The 19,671-nt window shown below is 74.1% G+C and carries 4 protein-coding genes; all 4 read left to right on the top strand.

Annotated features, from left to right (window positions below):
• The first annotated feature begins 126 nt into the window (after positions 1-126).
• From Q2K16_RS08095 to Q2K16_RS08080, 4 genes are read left to right on the top strand one after another with little or no spacing between them, the layout of a single operon-like run.
• On the top strand, positions 127-10,308 hold the full coding sequence (locus tag Q2K16_RS08095) for a type I polyketide synthase (protein WP_302744493.1): 10,182 nt from the start codon (positions 127-129) through the stop codon (positions 10,306-10,308).
• On the top strand, positions 10,305-14,594 hold the full coding sequence (locus Q2K16_RS08090) for a type I polyketide synthase (RefSeq protein ID WP_489671860.1): 4,290 nt from the start codon (positions 10,305-10,307) through the stop codon (positions 14,592-14,594). Before Q2K16_RS08095 ends, Q2K16_RS08090 begins: the two co-directional genes overlap by 4 nt.
• Positions 14,591-18,415: a type I polyketide synthase gene (locus tag Q2K16_RS08085; RefSeq protein ID WP_302744491.1), complete on the top strand. Its 3,825-nt coding sequence runs from the start codon at positions 14,591-14,593 to the stop codon at positions 18,413-18,415. The genes Q2K16_RS08090 and Q2K16_RS08085 overlap by 4 nt, the downstream gene beginning before the upstream one ends.
• Positions 18,412-19,641 carry a cytochrome P450 family protein gene (locus Q2K16_RS08080; RefSeq protein ID WP_302744490.1) on the top strand — a complete coding sequence of 410 codons (1,230 nt, stop codon included), beginning with the start codon at positions 18,412-18,414 and terminating at the stop codon, positions 19,639-19,641. Before Q2K16_RS08085 ends, Q2K16_RS08080 begins: the two co-directional genes overlap by 4 nt.
• Positions 19,642-19,671: the final 30 nt, after the last annotated feature.

The following is a 19,671-nucleotide window of genomic DNA, read 5'->3' as shown; positions in this document are numbered from 1 at the left end:
AACTCGCCGACGCCTCGGCGGAGGAGGTCTACGCCTTCGTCGACCGTGAACTCGGCATCTCCCTGGACTGACCCGACGGGCACACCGACCGACCCCACCTGACGACCAAGGGCGGAAGAGACCGACATGGCCGACGAGAAGCTGCTCGGATACTTCAAGAAGGTCAGCGCCGACCTGTACAAGGCCCGGCAGCGGCTGACCGAGCTGACCGAACGGGACCGGGAACCCATCGCCATCGTCGGCATGGCCTGCCGCTACCCGGGCGGGGTCGGCTCCCCCGAGGACCTGTGGGACCTGGTCGCCGAGGGCCGGGACGCCATCTCCGACTTCCCCACCGACCGGGGCTGGCCGGCGGACCTCTACGACCCCGACCCGGAACGGGCCGGCCACAGCTACGCCCACGAGGGCGGCTTCCTGCACGACGCCGCCGACTTCGACCCCGCCTTCTTCGGCATGAGCCCCCGGGAGGCGCTCGGCGTCGACCCGCAGCAAAGGCTGCTGTTGGAGATCACCTGGGAGGCGTTCGAACGGGCCGGCATCCTCCCCGCCTCGGTGCGACGTACCCCGGTCGGGGTGTTCACCGGCATCATGTACGGCGACTACGGCCTGCGGGTCCGCGACGTCCCCGAGGAGTTCGAGGGCTACCTGCTGACCGGCAGCGCCGGCAGCGTCGCCTCCGGCCGGATCGCCTACACCTTCGGCCTGACCGGTCCCGCCGTCACCGTCGACACCGCCTGCTCGTCGTCCCTGGTCGCCCTGCACCTCGCCGCCCGGTCGCTGCGCGCCGGGGAGTGCACGCTGGCCCTCGCCGGCGGCGTCACCGTGATGGCGAGCCCCGGCACGTTCGTCGAGTTCAGCCGGCAGCGGGGGCTGGCCCCGGACGGCCGGGCCAAGTCGTACTCGGCCGCCGCCGACGGGGTCGGCTGGGCCGAGGGCGCCGGCATGCTGCTGCTGGAGAAACTCTCCGACGCCCGCCGTCACGGCCACCCGGTGCTCGCCGTCGTCCGGGGTTCCGCGATCAACCAGGACGGCCCGTCGAACGGGCTCACCGCCCCCAACGGCCCCGCCCAACGCGCCGTCATCCGGCAGGCCCTCGAATCCGCCGGCCTGACCCCGACGGACGTGCAGGTGGTGGAGGGCCACGGGACGGGTACCCGGTTGGGTGATCCGATCGAGGCCCAGGCGTTGTTGGCGACGTACGGGCGGGGTCGGTCGGTGCCGTTGTGGTTGGGGTCGGTGAAGTCGAACATCGGTCATGCGCAGGCGGCGGCGGGTGTCGCCGGGGTGATCAAGGTGGTGTCGGCGATGCGGGCCGGGGTGGTGCCGGGGTCGTTGCACGTGGCCGAGCCGTCGGGGTTCGTGGACTGGTCGTCGGGTTCCGTGGAGGTGGCGCGGGAGTCCCGGGAGTGGACGGTGGCCGAGGGCGGTCGTCGGCGGGCGGGGGTGTCGTCGTTCGGGATCAGCGGCACCAACGCGCACGTCATCCTGGAGGAACCGCCCGCCGTGGCGGACCCGTCGCCCGGGGCACCCACCGAAGCGGACCCGTCGGCCGGGACCGGGGCCACCGGCCGATCCGCCACCGTACCGGTGACACCGTGGCCGGTGTCGGCCCGGACGACCGCCGGCGTACGGGAACTGGTCGAGCGGCTCCGCCCGTGGAACGCCGCCGACCCGACGGTGCCGGCGGCCGACGTGGGCTGGTCCCTGGCGTCGACCCGGACGGTGTTCGACGAACGTGCCGTGCTGCTCGACGGCGACGTCATCGCGGACTCGGCCTCGGTGCCCCCGGGACTCCGCTGGTCGGCGGCGGTCCCACCGGCAGGTGACGACGAACCGTCGTCCCCGGCCGCGACGGAGGTCGACCCCCCGGGGGTGGCCTCCGGTCTGGGTCTGGTGTTCGGGGGTCAGGGTGGTCAGCGGGTGGGGATGGGTGCGGAGCTGTGTCGGGTGTTTCCGGTGTTCGCGTCGGTGTTCGACGAGGTGTGCGGTCTGTTGGGTGGGGAGGTGCGGGAGGCGATCGGCTCTGGTGTGGGTCTGGATGACACGGGTGTGGCGCAGCGGGCGTTGTTTGCGGTGGAGGTGGCGCTGTTCCGGCTGGTGGAGTCGTGGGGTGTCCGGCCTGCGGTCCTGGTCGGTCACTCGGTCGGGGAGATCGCCGCCGCGCATGTGGCGGGGGTGTTGTCGTTGCCGGATGCGGTGGTGTTGGTGTCGGCGCGTGCTCGTTTGATGGCGGCGTTGCCGGCGGGTGGGGCGATGGTGTCCCTGCGGACTTCGGCGGATGCGGTGGAGCCGTTTCTGTCCGGTGGTGTGGTCATCGCGGCGGTGAATGGTCCGTCTGCGGTGGTGATCGCCGGTCCGGAGCAGGAGACCTTGCGCGTGGCGGAGGTGGCGGCGACCGGGTTGGGTGTCAGGCAGCGGCGACTTTCGGTGAGTCATGCGTTTCATTCGCCGTTGATGGAGCCGATGGTGGACGAGTTCCGCACGGTGGTGCAGGGCTTGTCGTTCCATCCGCCGCGGATCCCGGTGGTGTCGACGGTGACCGGTCGGGTCGGTGGTCTGGGGGATCCGGGGTACTGGGTGCGGCAGGTGCGTGAGCCGGTGCGGTTTCATGAGGCGGTGGAGGCGGCTGGTGCCCGCTCGTGGTGGGAGTTGAGTGCGGACGGTGGTTTGTCGTCTCTGCTGGCCGACGGTATTCCGATGCTCCGTCCCGGTGTTGATGAGGTCACGTCGGCGGTGGCGGGGTTGGCGCAGGTGTGGGTACGGGGTCACGAGGTCGACTGGCGGGCGTACTACGGCGGCGGAAAGGTCGTCGACCTGCCGACGTACCCGTTCCAACGGCAGCGGTACTGGCTCGACGCCGGGGACGGGCGGGGCGACGTGACAAGCGCCGGCCTGCGGTCCGCCGGGCACCCGCTGCTCGGCGCGACTGTCGAACTGGCCGCCGGGGACGGCGTGCTGCTCACCGGACGGGTGTCCCTGCGTACCCACCCGTGGCTGGCCGACCATGCGCTGCTCGACACCGTGCTCCTGCCCGGGACGGCCTTCGTGGACCTCGTCCTGCGCGCGGGCGACCACCTCGGCGTCAGCGTCGTCGACGAGCTGACCATCGCCGCGCCGCTGGTGCTCACCGGGGAACCGGTGGAGATCCAGGTGGCCGTCGGCGCGCCCGACCCCGACGGCAGACGACGGGTGACCGTCCATTCGCGCCCGCACACCACCGACGGCGACGACCCCGCCTGGACCACCCACGCCGAGGGCCAGTTGACCGCCGCGCCCCCGACCGCCCCCGCCGGGCAGGAGACCTGGCCGCCGCCCGGCAGCCGCGAGATCGACGTCACGCACGCCTACCCCCGCCTGGCCGAGGACGGCCACCGGTACGGGCCGGCGTTCCGTGGCCTGCGCCGGCTGTGGCAGCTCGACGACGAGATCCTCGCCGAGGTGGTCCTGCCCACCGACCGGCACGCCGACGCCGACGCGTTCGTGCTGCACCCCGCCCTGCTCGACGCCTGCCTGCACCCGCTGCTGCGCGGCGTGCTGGACGACACCCGCCCCGGCGGCCTGCCGTTCTCCTGGAGCGACGTGCAGGTGCACCGTGGCGGCGCGACCACCCTGCGGGTACGGCTGCGGGAACAGTCGGCGGGCAGCCTCACCCTGACCGGCTACGACGAGTCCGGCGCGCCGGTGGTCACCGTCGGCGGGCTGCTGTCCCGTCCCGTCTCCGCCGACGCGCTGCGGTCCGCCGGGCGGCCCCGCCAGGAACACCTCTACGAGCGGGTGGCCGTGCCGGTGCCGGCCCCGTCGGTCACCGCACCCGTGCCGGCCTTCGACGCCGGGCCCGCCCCGATGGTCTGCCACCACCTGACCGTCGACGCCGACCACCACGACCTCGCCGGCCGTACCCACGCCGCCGTCGCCGCCGCCCTCGCCCTGGCCCGTACCCTGCTGACCGACGCGTACGCCGACACCCGGGTGGTCGTCGCCGGTGAACGCGTCGCCGACGATCCCGCCCTGGCCGCCGCCTGGGGGCTGCTGCGCACCACGCAGACCGAGAACCCCGGACGGCTCGTCCTGGTCGACACCGACGACCCGACCACGGTCGCCACCGTCGCGGCCGGCCTCGCCGCCGGTGACGAACCGGAGGTGAGCGTCCGGGCCGGAACCTGGACCGGCACCCGGTTGGCCCGGGCAACCACCCCGACGGCCGAACCCGTGCGCCTTCCCGGCCCGGTGCTCGTCACCGGTGGCACCGGCGGGCTGGGCGCGCTTGTCGCCCGCCACCTGGTGACCACCCACGGCGTACGCGAACTCGTGCTGGCCAGCCGCCGGGGCGCCGGAGCCCCGGGCACTGGCGAACTGGTGGCCGGGCTGACCGGCCTCGGTGCCACCGTCAGCGTCGCCGCCGTCGACGTTGCCGACCGGGACGACCTGGCGCGGCTGCTCGACAGCCATCCCGTCCGTTCGGTGGTGCACACCGCCGGGGTGCTCGACGACGCGGTCGTCGGCGCGCTCACCGACGAGCAGCTCACCCGGGTGCTCCGCCCCAAGGTGGACGCCGCCTGCCACCTGCACGAGCTGACCGGGGACCGGGACCTGGACGCGTTCGTCCTCTACTCCTCGTCGGCCGCCGTGTTCGGTGGCCCCGGGCAGGCCAACTACGCCGCCGCCAACGCGTTCCTCGACGCGCTCGCCGCCCACCGGCGGGCCCGGGGGCTGCCCGCGCTGTCGCTCGGCTGGGGACTGTGGCACCAGGACGGCGGGATCACCGCCGCACTCACCACCGCCGACCGGGACCGGATCACCCGGGCGGGGATGACCCCGCTGGACCGCTCGGAGGGCATGGCCCTGTTCGACACCGCGCTCACCCTGGCCGCCGCGACCGGCCACGCACACCTCGTACCGATGCGGATGGACCTGCCGAGGATCACCGGTGAGCCACCGGCGGTGCTGCGGGGGCTGGTCCGTCGCCCGGCCCGGCAGGCCGTGGCGGCGGCCGACCCCACCGCGGTCTTCGCCGGACGGCACGGCGCGGAACTCACCGCCACCCTCCTCCAGGTGGTACGGGAACGCGTCGCGGGCGTGCTCGGCCACTCCGGCGTGGACGCGGTCCCCGCCGACCGGCCCTTCACCGAGCTGGGCTTCGACTCGCTGACCGCGGTGGAACTGCGCAACGCGCTGTCGACGGCGACCGGGCTGCGCCTGCCCGCCGGGCTGGTGTTCGACCACCCCACCCCGTCGGCGGTCGCCACCTGGCTGACCACGAAGATCGCCGGCACCCCCGCCCCCGCCCCGGTCGCCACCCCGACCCGTACCGACGACGACCCCGTCGTCATCGTCGGCATGGCGTGCCGGCTGCCCGGCGGGGTACGCAGCCCGGAGGACCTGTGGCGGGTGGTCGCCGAGGGCACCGACGCGATCGGCGACTTCCCGACCGACCGGGGCTGGGACCTGGACAACCTCTACCACCCCGACCCGGACCACCCCGGCACCACGTACGCCGCCCAGGGTGGCTTCGTCGACGGGATCGCCGACTTCGACCCGGCCCTGTTCGGCATCTCGCCCCGGGAGGCGTTGGCGATGGACCCGCAGCAGCGGCTGCTGCTGGAAACCTCGTGGGAGGCCTTCGAACGCGCCGGCATTCCACCCCTTGCCGCCCGGGGTTCGCGGACCGGTGTCTTCGTCGGGGTCAGCAGCCAGGACCACGGCTCGCTGCTCGCCACCGTGCCCGAGTTCGAGGGGCAACTGCTCACCGGCAGCGCCAACAGCGTCGCGTCCGGCCGGCTCGCCTACCACCTCGGCCTGGTCGGCCCGGTCCTCACCCTGGACACGGCGTGCTCGTCGTCGCTGGTGGCCCTGCACCTGGCGGCGAACGCCCTGCGCGCCGGGGAGTGCGACCTCGCCCTCGCCGGTGGCGCGCTGCTGATGTCCACCCCGACCCTGTTCGTCGAGTTCAGCCGGCAGGGTGGGCTGTCACCCGACGGCCGGTGCAAGGCGTACTCGGCCGACGCCGACGGCACCGGGTGGGCCGAGGGCGCCGGGATGCTGCTCGTGGAACGGCTCTCCGATGCCCGGCGGCACGGCCACCCGGTGCTGGCGGTGGTGCGGGGTAGTGCGGTGAATTCCGACGGTGCGTCGAACGGGCTGACCGCGCCGAGTGGCCCCTCCCAGGAGCGGGTGATCCGCCGGGCGCTGGCCGTGGCGGGCCTGTCGGTGTCCGACGTGCAGGTGGTGGAGGGCCACGGGACGGGTACCCGGTTGGGTGATCCGATCGAGGCGGAAGCCCTGTTGGCGACGTACGGGCAGGGCCGGTCGGAGCCGCTGTGGCTGGGGTCGGTGAAGTCGAACATCGGCCACACGCAGCACGCGGCGGGTGTCGCCGGGGTGATCAAGATGGTGTTGGCGATGCGGCACGGCACCGTTCCGGGGTCGTTGCACGTGGGTGAGCCGTCCGGGTTCGTGGACTGGTCGTCGGGTTCCGTGGAGGTGGCGCGGGAGTCCCGGGAGTGGGCGGTGGCCGAGGGTGGTCGTCGGCGGGCGGGGGTGTCGTCGTTCGGGATCAGCGGCACCAACGCACACGTGATCGTCGAGGAACCGCCGGTGGCGGCGGAGGCGGTGGTGGGTTCGCCGGTGCCGGTGGGGGTGACGCCGTGGCCGGTGTCGGCGCGGACCGCCGCCGGGGTGCGGGAACTGGTCGAGCGGTTGCAGTCGATGACGGCTGGGGTGTCGGCGGTGGATGTGGGGTGGTCGTTGGCGTCGACGCGGTCGGTGTTCGGCGAGCGGGCGGTGGTGCTCGACGGTGAGACTGTCGCGGATTCGGCGTCGCTTGCTCCCGGGGTTCGGGTTTTGGTGTCCGGTGCGGTCGCTGCTTCGGCAGTGGGTCCGGTCGCGGGGTCGTCGGTTGGTGCCGGGTCGTCGGGTGGCGTTTCTGCGGGGTTGGGTCTGGTGTTTGGGGGTCAGGGTGGTCAGCGGGTGGGGATGGGTTTGGGGCTGTACCAAGCGTTTCCGGTGTTCGCGTCGGTGTTCGACGAGGTGTGTGACCTGCTGGGGCAGGACGTCCAACGGGCGATCTCCTCCGGTGTGGGTCTGGATGAGACAGGGGTCGCGCAGCGGGCGTTGTTTGCGGTGGAGGTGGCGCTGTTTCGGTTGGTGGAGTCGTGGGGTGTGCGGCCTGCGGTTCTGGTGGGTCATTCGGTCGGGGAGGTCGCGGCGGCGCATGTGGCGGGGGTGTTGTCGTTGCCGGATGCGGTGGTGTTGGTGTCGGCGCGTGCTCGTTTGATGGCGGGGTTGCCGGTGGGTGGGGCGATGGTGTCGCTGCGGGCTTCGGCGGATGCGGTGGAGCCGTTTCTGTCCGGTGGTGTGGTTGTCGCGGCGGTGAATGGTCCGTCTGCGGTGGTGATCGCCGGTCCGGAGCAGGAAACCTTGCGCGTGGCGGAGGCGGCGGCGACCGGCCTGAATGTCAGGCACCGGCGGTTGTCGGTGAGTCATGCGTTTCATTCGCCGTTGATGGAGCCGATGGTGGACGAGTTCCGCACGGTGGTGCAGGGCTTGTCGTTCGGTCCGGCGCGGATTCCGGTGGTGTCGACTGTCACCGGTCGGGTCGGTGGTCTTGCGGATCCGGATTATTGGGTGCGGCAGGTGCGTCAGCCGGTGCGGTTTCATGAGGCGGTCGAGGCGGCTGGTGCCCGGTCGTGGTGGGAACTCAGCCCGGATGGGGGTTTGTCGTCCCTGCTGGCCGACGGTATTCCGATGCTCCGTCCGGGCGTCGACGAGGCGGTCAGCGCGGTGACGGGGTTGGCGCAGGTGTGGGTGCGGGGTCACGACGTCGACTGGCGGGCGTACTACGGCGGGGGGAAGGTCGTCGACCTGCCGACGTATCCGTTCCAACGGCAGCGGTACTGGCTGACACCGGCACCCCGCACGGACGTGGTGGGCGTCGGGCTCGACCCGGTGGAGCATCCGCTGCTGGGCGCGGCGGTGGAGCTGTCCGACGACTCGTTCGTCCTCGCCGGCGTACTCACCGCGACGGCGCTGGCCGAGGCCGGGCCGCACGTCGTTCTCGCGGAGGCGGCGCTGGCGGCGGCCCGGCACGCGGGCGTCACCGGTGTCACCGAACTCGTCCCCGAGGCGCCGCCCGAGCGCCCCGGCCCACTGCGGGTCACCGTGGACGGCGTCGGCTTCACCATCGCCTCCCGGCCCAACGGCACCTGGGTCGAACACGCGACCGGGCAGCTCTCCGCGGAACCCGGCGACGGCGGCACACTGCCCACCGCCGTGCTCCGCTCCGCACTCGACGACCTCGCCCCCGCCCGGCCCGTGCGCTGGACGAACCTGACCGTCCACCGGGCCGACCCTGCCGTGGACGTCGAAATCGCACACCACGACTCCGGGCACGTCCGGATCGCCCTGGTCGACCACGACGGCACCGTCACCACCGAGGCCGAACTCGAACTCGGCGGCGACACCGGCCCGTCCGTCGGCGACGCCCTCTTCCACCTGGAGGACCGACGGGTCCCGACGCGGGAGACGAGCGACGTACCGGGTGACTGGGCGCTGCTCGGCGACGACGAACTCGGGCTGCTCGACGGGCTGGACGGCCTGCGCCGGCACCGTACCCTCGTCGAACTGCTCGGCTCGGCGCGGGGCCGGCCCGACGTGCTCCTGCACCCGCTGACCTACCCGGACACCGGTGACCCGGCGGCGGACGCGCACACGATGGCGCAACGGGTGTTGAAGCTTGCCCAACACTGGCTCCGGGACGGGGCGCTCGCCCCGTGCCGCCTGGTGTTCGTCGCCTCCGGAGTGGACCGGGACGTCGTCCTGGCCACCGCCTGGGGGCTGGTCCGCTCGGCGATCAGCGAGTACCCGGACCGGTTCGGCCTGGTCACCCTCGACGGGGACCGCCGCTCGGCACGGGCGTTCCCGTACGCCCTGCTCGCCGGCACCACCGAACTCGCCGCGACCGGCGGCGTGGTGACCACACCGACGCTCGTCCGCAGCCGGGGCGTCACCCCGGCGTCCCGCCGGTGGGCCGGACCGGTGCTCGTCACCGGCGGCACCGGTGGACTGGGGGCGCTCGCCGCCCGGCACCTGGTCACCACCCACGGCGTACGCCGGCTGCTGCTGGTCAGTCGGCGTGGCCCGGCGGCCCCGGGCGCGGCGGAACTCCGCGCGGAACTGCTCGACCTGGGCGCGCAGGACGTCACCGTGGCCGCCTGCGACGTGACGGACCGGGACGCCCTCGCGGAACTCCTCGCCGGGACCGACCCGGCCCACCCGCTGCGCGCGGTGATCCACACCGCCGGCGTGCTCGACGACGGTGTGCTGCCCGCGCTGACCCCGGAACGTCTGGACACGGTGCTGGCCCCGAAGATCGACGCCGCCTGGCACCTGCACGAGCTGACCCGGGATCTCGACCTCGACGCGTTCGTGCTGTACTCGTCGATCTCCGGACTGCTCGGCCCGCCCGCCCAGGCCAACTACGCGGCGGGCAACTCCGGCCTGGACGCGCTGGCCCGGCTGCGCCGCCATCTCGGCCTGCCCGCCGTGTCGCTGGCCTGGGGGCTGTGGGCGCAGGACAGCGGCATGATCGGCACCCTGGACGCGCACGACCGGGAACGCGTCGCCCGTACCGGTGTGGTGCCGATGACCGAGGCCGAGGGCATGGCGCTGTTCGACCTGGCGCTGGCCCACGACCGGGTCGTGCAGGCGCCGGTCCGGCTCGACCCGGCCGCGCTGCGGGCGATCGACGCGCCGCCGCCCGTGCTCCGCGCCCTGGTCCGCACCCCCCGCCGTACGCCGGGGGAGCAGCGACCGGCCGCCGACCGGATCGCCGCGCTCGCCCCGGCCGACCGCCGCCAGGCGGTGCTGGATCTCGTCACCACCCAGGCGGCGAAGGTGCTCGGCCACGCCGACCCGACCGAGGTCGACCCGGGCCGCCGCTTCGCCGACCTGGGCGTGGACTCGCTGGCCGCCACCCAGCTCCGCAACGCCGTCAGCGCCGCCGCCGGTGTGCCGCTGCCGGCCGGGGTGGTGTTCGACCATCCCACCCCCGCCGCGCTCGCCGACTTCGTCTGCGGGCTGCGCTGGCCGGACCACGAGCGGGAGGACGGCTCGGCGATGGCCGCCCTCGACCGGCTGGAGGCCGCGCTGCGCACCGGGAACGCGGGCGGCGACGAGGTGGTCGACCGGCTGGAACGCCTCCTGATCGAACTGCGCCCACCCGCCGACTACGGCGACCTGGACACCGACGACCTGGACACGATCCCGGTGGACCGCCTGTACGACATCATCGACCAGGGAACGGAGCTGTGATGGCCGAGGACAGCGCCAAGCTCGTGGAGTACCTGCGCAAGGCCACCACCGACCTGTGCCGGTCACGGGCCCGCGTCGCCCAGTTGGAGAGCCGGATCAGCGAACCGGTGGCGATCATCGGGATGGCGTGCCGGCTGCCCGGCGGGGTACGCGGCCCGGACGACCTGTGGCGGGTGGTCGCCGAGGGGGTCGACGCGGTCGGCGGGTTCCCGACCGACCGGGGCTGGGATCTCGCCGGGCTCTACCACCCCGACCCGGACCACCCCGGCACCACGTACGCCACCGGCGGCGCCTTCCTCGCGGACGTCGCGGGCTTCGACGCCGACTTCTTCGGCATCTCCCCCCGGGAGGCGTTGGCGATGGACCCGCAGCAGCGGCTGCTGCTGGAGACCTCGTGGGAGGCCATCGAACACGCCCGCATCGACCCCGGTTCGCTCGCCGGCAGCCCGACCGGCGTGTTCGTCGGCACCATGTACCAGAACTACGCCTTCGGCGGTCAGGACGTACCCGACGAACTCGAAGGGCTCCTGATCAGCGGCAGCGCCGGCAGCATCGTCTCCGGCCGGATCGCCTACCAGTTCGGGTTCACCGGGCCCGCGGTCACCCTCGACACCGCCTGCTCGTCGTCGCTTGTCGCCCTGCACCTGGCCGCGTCGGCGCTGCGTGCCGGGGAGTGCTCGCTGGCCCTCGCCGGGGGCGTGACGGTGATGCCCACCGCCGACCTGCTGGTGGAGTTCGCCAGGCAACGTGGCCTGGCCCCGGACGGCAGGTGCAAGGCGTTCGCCGACACCGCCGACGGCGTCGGCTGGGGTGAGGGCGTGGGCCTGCTGCTGCTGGAACGCCTGTCGGACGCCCGCCGCCACGGCCACCGGGTGCTGGCGGTGGTACGCGGCAGCGCGGTGAACTCCGACGGTGCGTCGAACGGCCTGACCGCGCCGAGCGGCCCCTCCCAGGAGCGGGTGATCCGTCGGGCGTTGGCGGTGGCGGGTCTGTCGGTCAACGACGTGCAGGTGGTGGAGGGGCACGGGACGGGTACCCGGTTGGGTGATCCGATCGAGGCCCAGGCGTTGTTGGCGACGTACGGGCGGGGTCGGTCGGTGCCGTTGTGGTTGGGGTCGGTGAAGTCGAACATCGGTCATGCGCAGGCGGCGGCGGGTGTCGCCGGGGTGATCAAGGTGGTGTCGGCGATGCGGGCCGGGGTGGTGCCGGGGTCGTTGCACGTGGCCGAGCCGTCGGGGTTCGTGGACTGGTCGTCGGGTTCCGTGGAGGTGGTGCGGGAGTCGCGGGAGTGGACGGTGGTTGGGGGTGGTCGTCGGCGGGCGGGGGTGTCGTCGTTCGGGATCAGTGGGACGAATGCGCACGTGATCGTGGAGGAGCCGCCGTCGGTGGAGGTGGCTGCTCCGGAGGCGGATGCGGTGGTGGCGGGTTCGCGGGTGCCGGTGGGGGTGACGCCGTGGCCGGTGTCGGCCCGGTCGGCTGCCGGGGTGCGGGAGCTGGTCGGGCGGTTGCAGTCGATGACGGCTGGGGTGTCGGCGGTGGATGTGGGGTGGTCGTTGGCATCGACGCGGTCGGTGTTCGACGAGCGGGCGGTGGTGCTCGACGGTGTGGTGGTGGCGGATTCGGCGTCGCTTGCGCCCGGTGCCCGGTCGCTGACGTCCGGGCCGGTGTCGTCTGGTGGCGTTCCTGCGGGGTTGGGTCTGGTGTTCGGGGGTCAGGGTGGTCAGCGGGTGGGGATGGGTTTGGGGCTGTACCAAGCGTTTCCGGTGTTCGCGTCGGTGTTCGACGAGGTGTGTGACCTGCTGGGGCAGGACGTCCAACGGGCGATCTCCTCCGGTGTGGGTCTGGATGAGACAGGGGTCGCGCAGCGGGCGTTGTTTGCGGTGGAGGTGGCGCTGTTCCGGTTGGTGGAGTCGTGGGGTGTCCGCCCGGCGGTTCTGGTCGGTCATTCGATCGGGGAGGTCGCGGCCGCGCACGTGGCCGGGGTGTTGTCGTTGCCGGATGCGGTGGTGTTGGTGTCGGCGCGTGCTCGTTTGATGGCGGGGTTGCCGGTGGGTGGGGCGATGGTGTCGCTGCGGGCTTCCGTTGCTGCGGTGGAGCCGTTCCTGTCTGGTGGTGTGGTTGTCGCGGCGGTGAATGGTCCGTCGGCGGTGGTGATTGCCGGCCCCGAACAGGAAACCTTGCAAGCAGCGGAAACGGCGGCGACCACGCTGGGTGTCCGGCAGCGTCGGTTGTCGGTGAGTCATGCGTTCCATTCGCCGTTGATGGAGCCGATGGTGGACGAGTTCCGGGCGGTGGTGGAGGGTTTGTCGTTCGGTCCGGCGCGGATTCCGGTGGTGTCGACGGTCACCGGAAAGGTCGACGATCTTGCGGATCCGGGGTATTGGGTGCGGCAGGTGCGTGAGCCGGTGCGGTTTCATGAGGCGGTCGAGGCGGCTGGTGCCCGGTCGTGGTGGGAACTCAGCCCGGATGGGGGTTTGTCGTCCCTGCTGGCCGACGGTATTCCGATGCTCCGTCCGGGCGTCGACGAGGCGGTCAGCGCGGTGACGGGGTTGGCGCAGGTGTGGGTACGGGGGCACGACGTCGACTGGCGGGCGTACTACGGCGGCGGAAAGATCGTCGACCTGCCGACGTACCCGTTCCAACACCAGCGGTACTGGCTTGCCGCCGGTCCGGCGACACCGCCGCTGTACGCGGTGCGGTGGACGCCGACGGACCTGCCCGCCGGGGAGGCGGCGGTGCTCGACCGCGCCGGCAGCGGCACCGCCGAGGTGCTCGCGGTCCTCCAACAGCGACTCGCCGATCCCACAGGCGGTCGGCTCGTCGTCGGCTTCAACGGCACCGATCCGACGGCCGACGGGGTGGCCGGTCTGCTGCGTGCCGCCCGGACCGAGCATCCGGGCCGGGTGGCCCTCGTCGACCACGACGGTACCCCCGCGTCGCTGGCGGCACTGCCGGCCGCAGCTGCCGCCGGCCACGACGAGGTCCGGCTACGTGCGGGCGTCGCCAGCGTCCCGGAGTTGACGCCCGCCACCACCGGACCCCGCCCGCCGGTCGACGGCACGGTCCTGGTGACCGGGGCGGCGGGCGCCCTCGGCAGCGCCGTCGCCCGGCACCTGGTCACCGCGTACGGCGTGCGTGACCTGGTGCTGCTCGGCCGTCGTGGGGCGTCGGACCTGGCCGCCGAACTGGCCGCGCTCGGCGTCACCGCCACCTCGGTCAGCGGCGATGTCACCGACCCGGACGCGGTGGCCGCCGCGCTGCACGGGCGCACCCTGCGCGGGGTGGTGCACGCGGCGGGCGCGCTCGCCGACGGGGTCCTGTCCGGGCTCACCCCCGACCAGCTCGACCGGGCCTGGCGGGCCAAGGTGACGGGCGCGCGGGTCGTCGACCGGCTCACCCGCGACACCGACCTGGCCTTCTTCGTGCTGTTCTCGTCGGTCGCCGGGCTGTTCGGGGCGGCCGGCCAGGCCGCGTACGCCGCCGCGAACAGCGCGCTGGACGCCCTCGCCGAGCGTCGCCGGGCGGCCGGGTTGCCGGCCACCTCGATCGCGTGGGGGCCGTGGGCCGGTGCGGGCATGACCGGGGACCTGGGCGTCGCCGACCGGGCCCGGCTCGCCGCCGCCGGTCTCGCCCCGCTGCCGGTGGCCACCGGGCTGGCCCTCTTCGACGCGGCGTTGACCAGCGCCGAACCGGTGGTCGTCGCGGCCGCCCTGCGCACCGCGACCCTCGACCCGACCACCGCCCCGGCCCTGCTGCGGACCCTGCTGCCGGCGGGGGACCCCCCGACTCCGCCGGTGCTGGACCTGACCGGCCTGGACGAGCAGCGCCGTCGGCAGGTGGTCACCGACCTGGTCCGGGCCACCGCCGCCACCGTGCTGGGCCACCAGCCGGGCACGTTGCTGCCGGTGACGGGTGTCTTCCACGACCTCGGCTTCGACTCGCTGACGTCGGTGGATCTGCGCAACCGGCTGAGTGCGGCGACCGGGGTGCCGCTCGGTATGGGTGCGGTGTTCGACCATCCCACCCCGGCGGCACTCGCCGCGTACCTGCTCACCGAACTCGCCGCCGACACCGACCCGGAGGAGGAGCGGATACGTGCGGCACTGCGTGCCCTCCCCGTCGACCGGCTGCGCCGCGCCGGTCTGCTGGACCGGCTGCTGGCCCTGGCCGACGAGCCGACGCGGCCGGACGACCCTGCGGGGCCGGCCGACCGCTCGGACGACCTCGACGGGCTCTCCGGTGAGGAACTGCTGGCGTTGGCCGCGCAGACGGTGGGACAGCGGTGAGTGCCGGCACCGAACAGTACGTGGCGGCCCTGCGTAACGCGTTGCGCGAGGTCGACCGGCTGCGCGGGGAACTCGACCGGGCCACCACCTCGGCCGCCGAACCGGTCGCCGTGGTCGGGATGTCCTGCCGGTTCCCCGGCGGCGCGGACACCCCGGACCGGTTCTGGGACCTGCTCGACGAGGGCCGCGACGCGGTCGTCCCGTTCCCCACCGACCGGGGCTGGCCGGCGGACCTGCACGATCCGGACCCGACCGCCCCCGGGCGCAGCTACGTCGACTCCGGCGGGTTCCTGCCCGACGTCGCCGGGTTCGACGCCGGCTTCTTCGGGGTGTCCCCCCGGGAGGCGTCGGCGATGGACCCGCAGCAGCGGATGCTGCTGGAGTTGGCGTGGACGGCGGTCGAGGACGCCCGCATCGACCCGGAACGGCTGTGCGCCACCGAGACCGGGGTGTACGTGGGCACCAACGGCCAGGACTATCCGCTGCTGCTCGCCCACGCCGCCGGCGACGCCGAGGGTTTCCTGCTCACCGGCAACGCGGCGAGCGTCGCCTCCGGCCGCATCTCGTACGTGCTCGGGCTGACCGGGCCGTCGCTGACCGTGGACACCGCCTGCTCGTCGGCGCTGGTGGCCGTGCACCAGGCCGTCCGGGCGCTGCGCGCCGGTGAGGTGCCGCTGGCCCTGGTCGGCGCGGCGACGGTGATGTCGACACCTGTCGGGTTCACCGAGTTCAGCCGGCAGCGGGGGTTGGCCGCCGACGGGCGGTGCAAGGCGTTCTCCGCCGCCGCCGACGGGGTCGGCTGGGGGGAAGGCGGGGCGGTGCTGCTGCTGGAGCGGCTCGGTGACGCCATCGCCCACGGGCGTACCGTGCACGCGGTGCTGCGCGGCAGCGCGGTCAACTCCGACGGGGCGTCCAACGGGTTGACCGCGCCGAACGGCCCCGCCCAGCGGCGGGTGATCGAACGGGCGCTCGCCGACGCCGGGCTCACCCCCGGTGACGTCGACGCGGTGGAGGCGCACGGCACCGGCACCCGGCTCGGCGACCCGATCGAGGCCGAGGCGCTCCTGGCCAGCTACGGCCGGGGTCGGGACCGGCCACTGTGGCTGGGCTCGGTGAAGTCCAACCTGGGCCACACCCAGGCCGCCGCCGGCCTGGCCGGCCTGGTCAAGCTGGTGCTGGCGCTGCGGCACGGCCGGTTGCCGCGTACGTTGCACGCCGCGACCCCGACCACGGCGGTGCGCTGGGACGACTCCCCGGTGCGGCTGCTGACCGCCGCCCAGCCGTGGCCGCGTGGGCCGCGCCCGCGGCGGGCGGCGGTGTCGGCGTTCGGGATCAGCGGCACCAACGCCCACGTCGTCGTCGAGGAACCACCCGCACCGACAGCCGGTGAGCCGGCGGTCACCCCGCTGCCTGCGGTGCCGTGCCTGCTCTCCGCCGCCGACCCGCAGGCGCTGCGGGAACAGGCCGGCCGGCTGGCGACGCTGGTGCGGGCCGATCCGACGCTCACCCCGGCGGGGCTCGGCCTGGCGTTGGCCACCGGGCGGGCGGCCCTGCGGCACCGGGCGTGCGTCACCGCGACCGACCGCGCCGGGCTGCTCGCCGGTCTCACCGAACTGGCCGATGCCGGGGTCGGCGCGGGCACTACCTGCGGCGGTGACCTCGCGGTCCTGTTCACCGGGCAGGGCGCGCAACGGGTCGGGATGGGCCTGGCGCTGGCCGAGCGGTTCCCCGCCTACGCCGAGGCGTTCGCCGAGGTCTGCGGGTACCTCGATCCGCTGCTGGACCGGCCGCTGGCCGCCGCCGTCGCCGACGGCGTCGGACTCGACGACACGGGCACCGCACAGCCGGCGATCTTCGCCGTCGAGGTCGCCCTGTACCGGCTGCTGGAGGCGTACGGCCTCGCCCCGGCCGCCGTCGCGGGGCACTCCGTCGGCGAGTTGACCGCCGTGCACGTGGCGGGCGGGTTGTCGCTGGCCGACGCGGCCACCGTGGTCGCGGCGCGGGGCCGGCTGATGGCCGCGCTGCCGGCGGGCGGGGCGATGCTCGCCGTACGGGCCGACGAGGCGGAGGTGGGCCCGCTGCTCGGCGACGACGTCGAACTGGCCGCCGTCAACGGCCCCCGGGCGGTGGTGCTCTCCGGCACGGTCGACGGGGTGGAGCGGGCGGCCCGGCTGCTGCGGGCCGGCGGCCACCGGTGCCGGCGGCTCGACGTCAGCCACGCCTTCCACTCCCGGCTGATGGAACCGGCCCTGGCCGGGTTCGCCGAGATGGTGGCGGGGGTACGGTTCACCGCGCCCCGGCTGCCTGTGGTGTCCACCCTGACCGGGGCGGTGTCGACCGTCGAGGACCTGGCCGGGCCGGGGCACTGGCTGGCGCACGCCCGCCGGCCGGTGCGGTTCGCCGACGCCGTCCGCACCCTGGAGCGGCGCGGGGTACGCACCTTCCTGGAGGTGGGGCCGGCCCCGGCGCTGACCGGTACGGTGGTCGACTGCCTGCGTACGCCCACCGACGCGGTGGCGGTCGCGACACTGCGTACCGACGTGCCCGATCCGGTGGCGGTGCCGGTGGCGATGGGCGCGCTGCTGGTCCGGGGGCACCTGGACCGGGCGGCGGTGTTCGCCGGCACCCGCGCCGCACCGGTGGCACTGCCCGGCTACCCGTTCCAGCGGACCCGGTTCTGGCCCGACGCCCGGTTCACGACCACCACGGGCGGCCCGCAACCGGTGCCGTCGGCACCACCGGCGGCCACACCGGCCCCGGACGCGCTGCGCGACGTGGTGCTGCGGCACGTGGCGGCGGTGCTCGGTCACGGTACGGCCCCCGTCGACCCGTACCGGTCGCTGGCCGAGCTGGGCCTGACCTCGCTCAGCGCGGTGGAACTGCGCGACCGGCTGGTCCAGGCCACCGGGCTGCCCGTCGGCACCGCCGACCTGCTCACCGCCGTCACCGCCGACGACCTCGCCGGCACCCTCGCCGGGCGGGCCGACGAAGACCCCGACGACGGCGCGGTGCGGGCGGCGTTCGCGGCGGCCTGCGCCCGGGGTGACGTACCCGCCGGGTTGGACCTGCTCGCCGCCGCCGCGGACCGGGCGTCGGCCGGCGGGACCGCCGCCCCCGCGACGCCGCTGGTGTTCGCCGAGGGCGACGGCCCGCTGCTGGTCTGCCTGCCCAGCATGGTCGCCCCGGCCAGCCCCTACCAGTACGCCCGGCTGCTGGCCTGCCTCGACCGGCCCGCCGTGGTGCTGCCGCTGCCCGGCTACCGGCTGGGGGAGGCGTTGCCGACCACCCGCGCCGAGGTCGTCGACGCCCAGGTCGCGGCGCTGCGGGCGCACCTCGGCGACCGGCCGTACGTGCTGGTCGGCTACTCCTCCGGGGGCTGGCTGGCGCACGCCGTGGCGGCGGCCCTGCACGACCTCGACAGGCCACCCGAGCGGGTGGTGCTGGTGGACGTGCACGTCCCGGGCGGGTCCTGGTACGCCGCGACGATGCCCACCCTGTTCACCCGGATGGCCGCCGACCGGACCGTCACCGAACTGGTCACCGACCGGCAGTTGCTGGCGATGGGACGGTACCTGGCGTTGTTCGCCGACTGGCGGCCGCAGCCGCTGGCCGTCCCCGTCACCCACCTGCGGGCCTCGGCGGCGCCCGGTGGACGGGAGCCGGGCTGGGCGGCCGACACCGGGTGGCACACCGTGCCGGGCGACCACCTGGGGGTCCTCACCGGCGACGCCCCGACCACGGCCGCCGCGCTGGCCGACTGCCTGCCGCCGGCACCGACGAACACCCCACCGATCCCCTCACCGACAGGGCGGAGCCGATGACCATCGGACAGCAGGAAACCTCGACCCCCCACCCGGCGGACATGCTCACCGAGGAGTTCGCCCAGGACCCGTACCCGGGGTTCGCCCGGCTGCGCGACGGCGGCACGGTGGACCGGTTCCGGCTCAAGACGTTCTCGACCGCCGTGTACGCCTGGCTGGTCACCCGGCACGCCGACGCGCGCCGGCTGCTGGCCGACCCGAGGCTGTCCAAGGACGCCGGACGCATCGCGTCGGTGATCCGCGCCCAGGCCGTCGACCCGGACGAGCACGTCACCGACAACCCGCCGAGCATGCTGTTCAGTGATCCTCCCGACCACACCCGGCTGCGCCGGATCGTCGGCGGCGCGTTCACCACCCGGCGGGTGCAGAGCCTGACCCCGGTGATCGAACGGTTCACCGACGCCGCGCTGGACCGGATCGTCGCGGGGGAGACCGTCGACTTCGTGACGGACGTCGCGCTGCCGGTGCCGATGGCGGTCATCGGCTCGCTGCTGGGCATCCCCGAGGAGGCGTTCGACGACTTCCGCCGGTGGAGCGCGGAACTGGGCAGCGTCGGCACCTCGCTGGCCGACAAGCAGCAGGTGATCGCCGACGCCTACGGCTACGTGCGGGACCTGATCGCGGTCAAGCGCACCGCCCCGGCCGACGACCTGATCAGCGCGCTCATCGCCGCCGACGACGAGGGTGGCCGGCTGGCCACCGACGAGTTGCTGTCCACCGTGTTCCTGATGATGAACGCCGGCTACGAGACGACCGCGGCGATGCTCAGCAGCGCCGTGCTGCTGCTGCACCGGCAGCCGGAGCTGCGGGCGGAGCTGGCCGCCGACCCCGGGCGGGTACCCGCGTTCGTGGAGGAGGTGCTGCGCTACGAGAGCCCGTTGAACCTGAGCACGATCCGGTTCACCGAGCAGGAGGTGACCGTCGGCGACACGGTCATCCCGGCCGGGGAGATCGTGTTCATCTCGCTGTGCGCGGCCAACCGCGACGCCGACCGGTTCCCCGATCCCGACGCGGTGCGCCTCGACCGGGACGGGCACCTGGCGTTCGGGCACGGCATCCACCACTGCCTGGGCGCACCGCTGGCCCGGCTGGAGGGCCGGGTGGTGTTGCAGCGGCTGCTGGCCCGGCATCCGCACTGGCGGCTGGCCGTCGCCGACGACGAGGTCGCCTGGCGGCACAGCCTCCAGTTCCGCGCCATCGAGTCGCTGCCCGTGCGTTTCGACTGAACCCCACCACCATCCGAGCAGAGGGGACCA

Source organism: Micromonospora cynarisoli, from assembly GCF_030518815.1.
Classification (GTDB): domain Bacteria; phylum Actinomycetota; class Actinomycetes; order Mycobacteriales; family Micromonosporaceae; genus Micromonospora; species Micromonospora wenchangensis.
The sequence above is the reverse complement of the archived record's forward strand: the minus strand, read 5'-3'. Positions and strand labels throughout refer to the sequence as shown.

Bases quoted from the DNA above. Each gene is read 5' to 3' on its own strand.
- Q2K16_RS08080 (WP_302744490.1), top strand. From the start codon at position 18,412: ATGACCATCGGACAGCAGGAAACCTCGACCCCCCACCCGGCGGACATG.
- Q2K16_RS08095 (WP_302744493.1), top strand. From the start codon at position 127: ATGGCCGACGAGAAGCTGCTCGGATACTTCAAGAAGGTCAGCGCCGAC.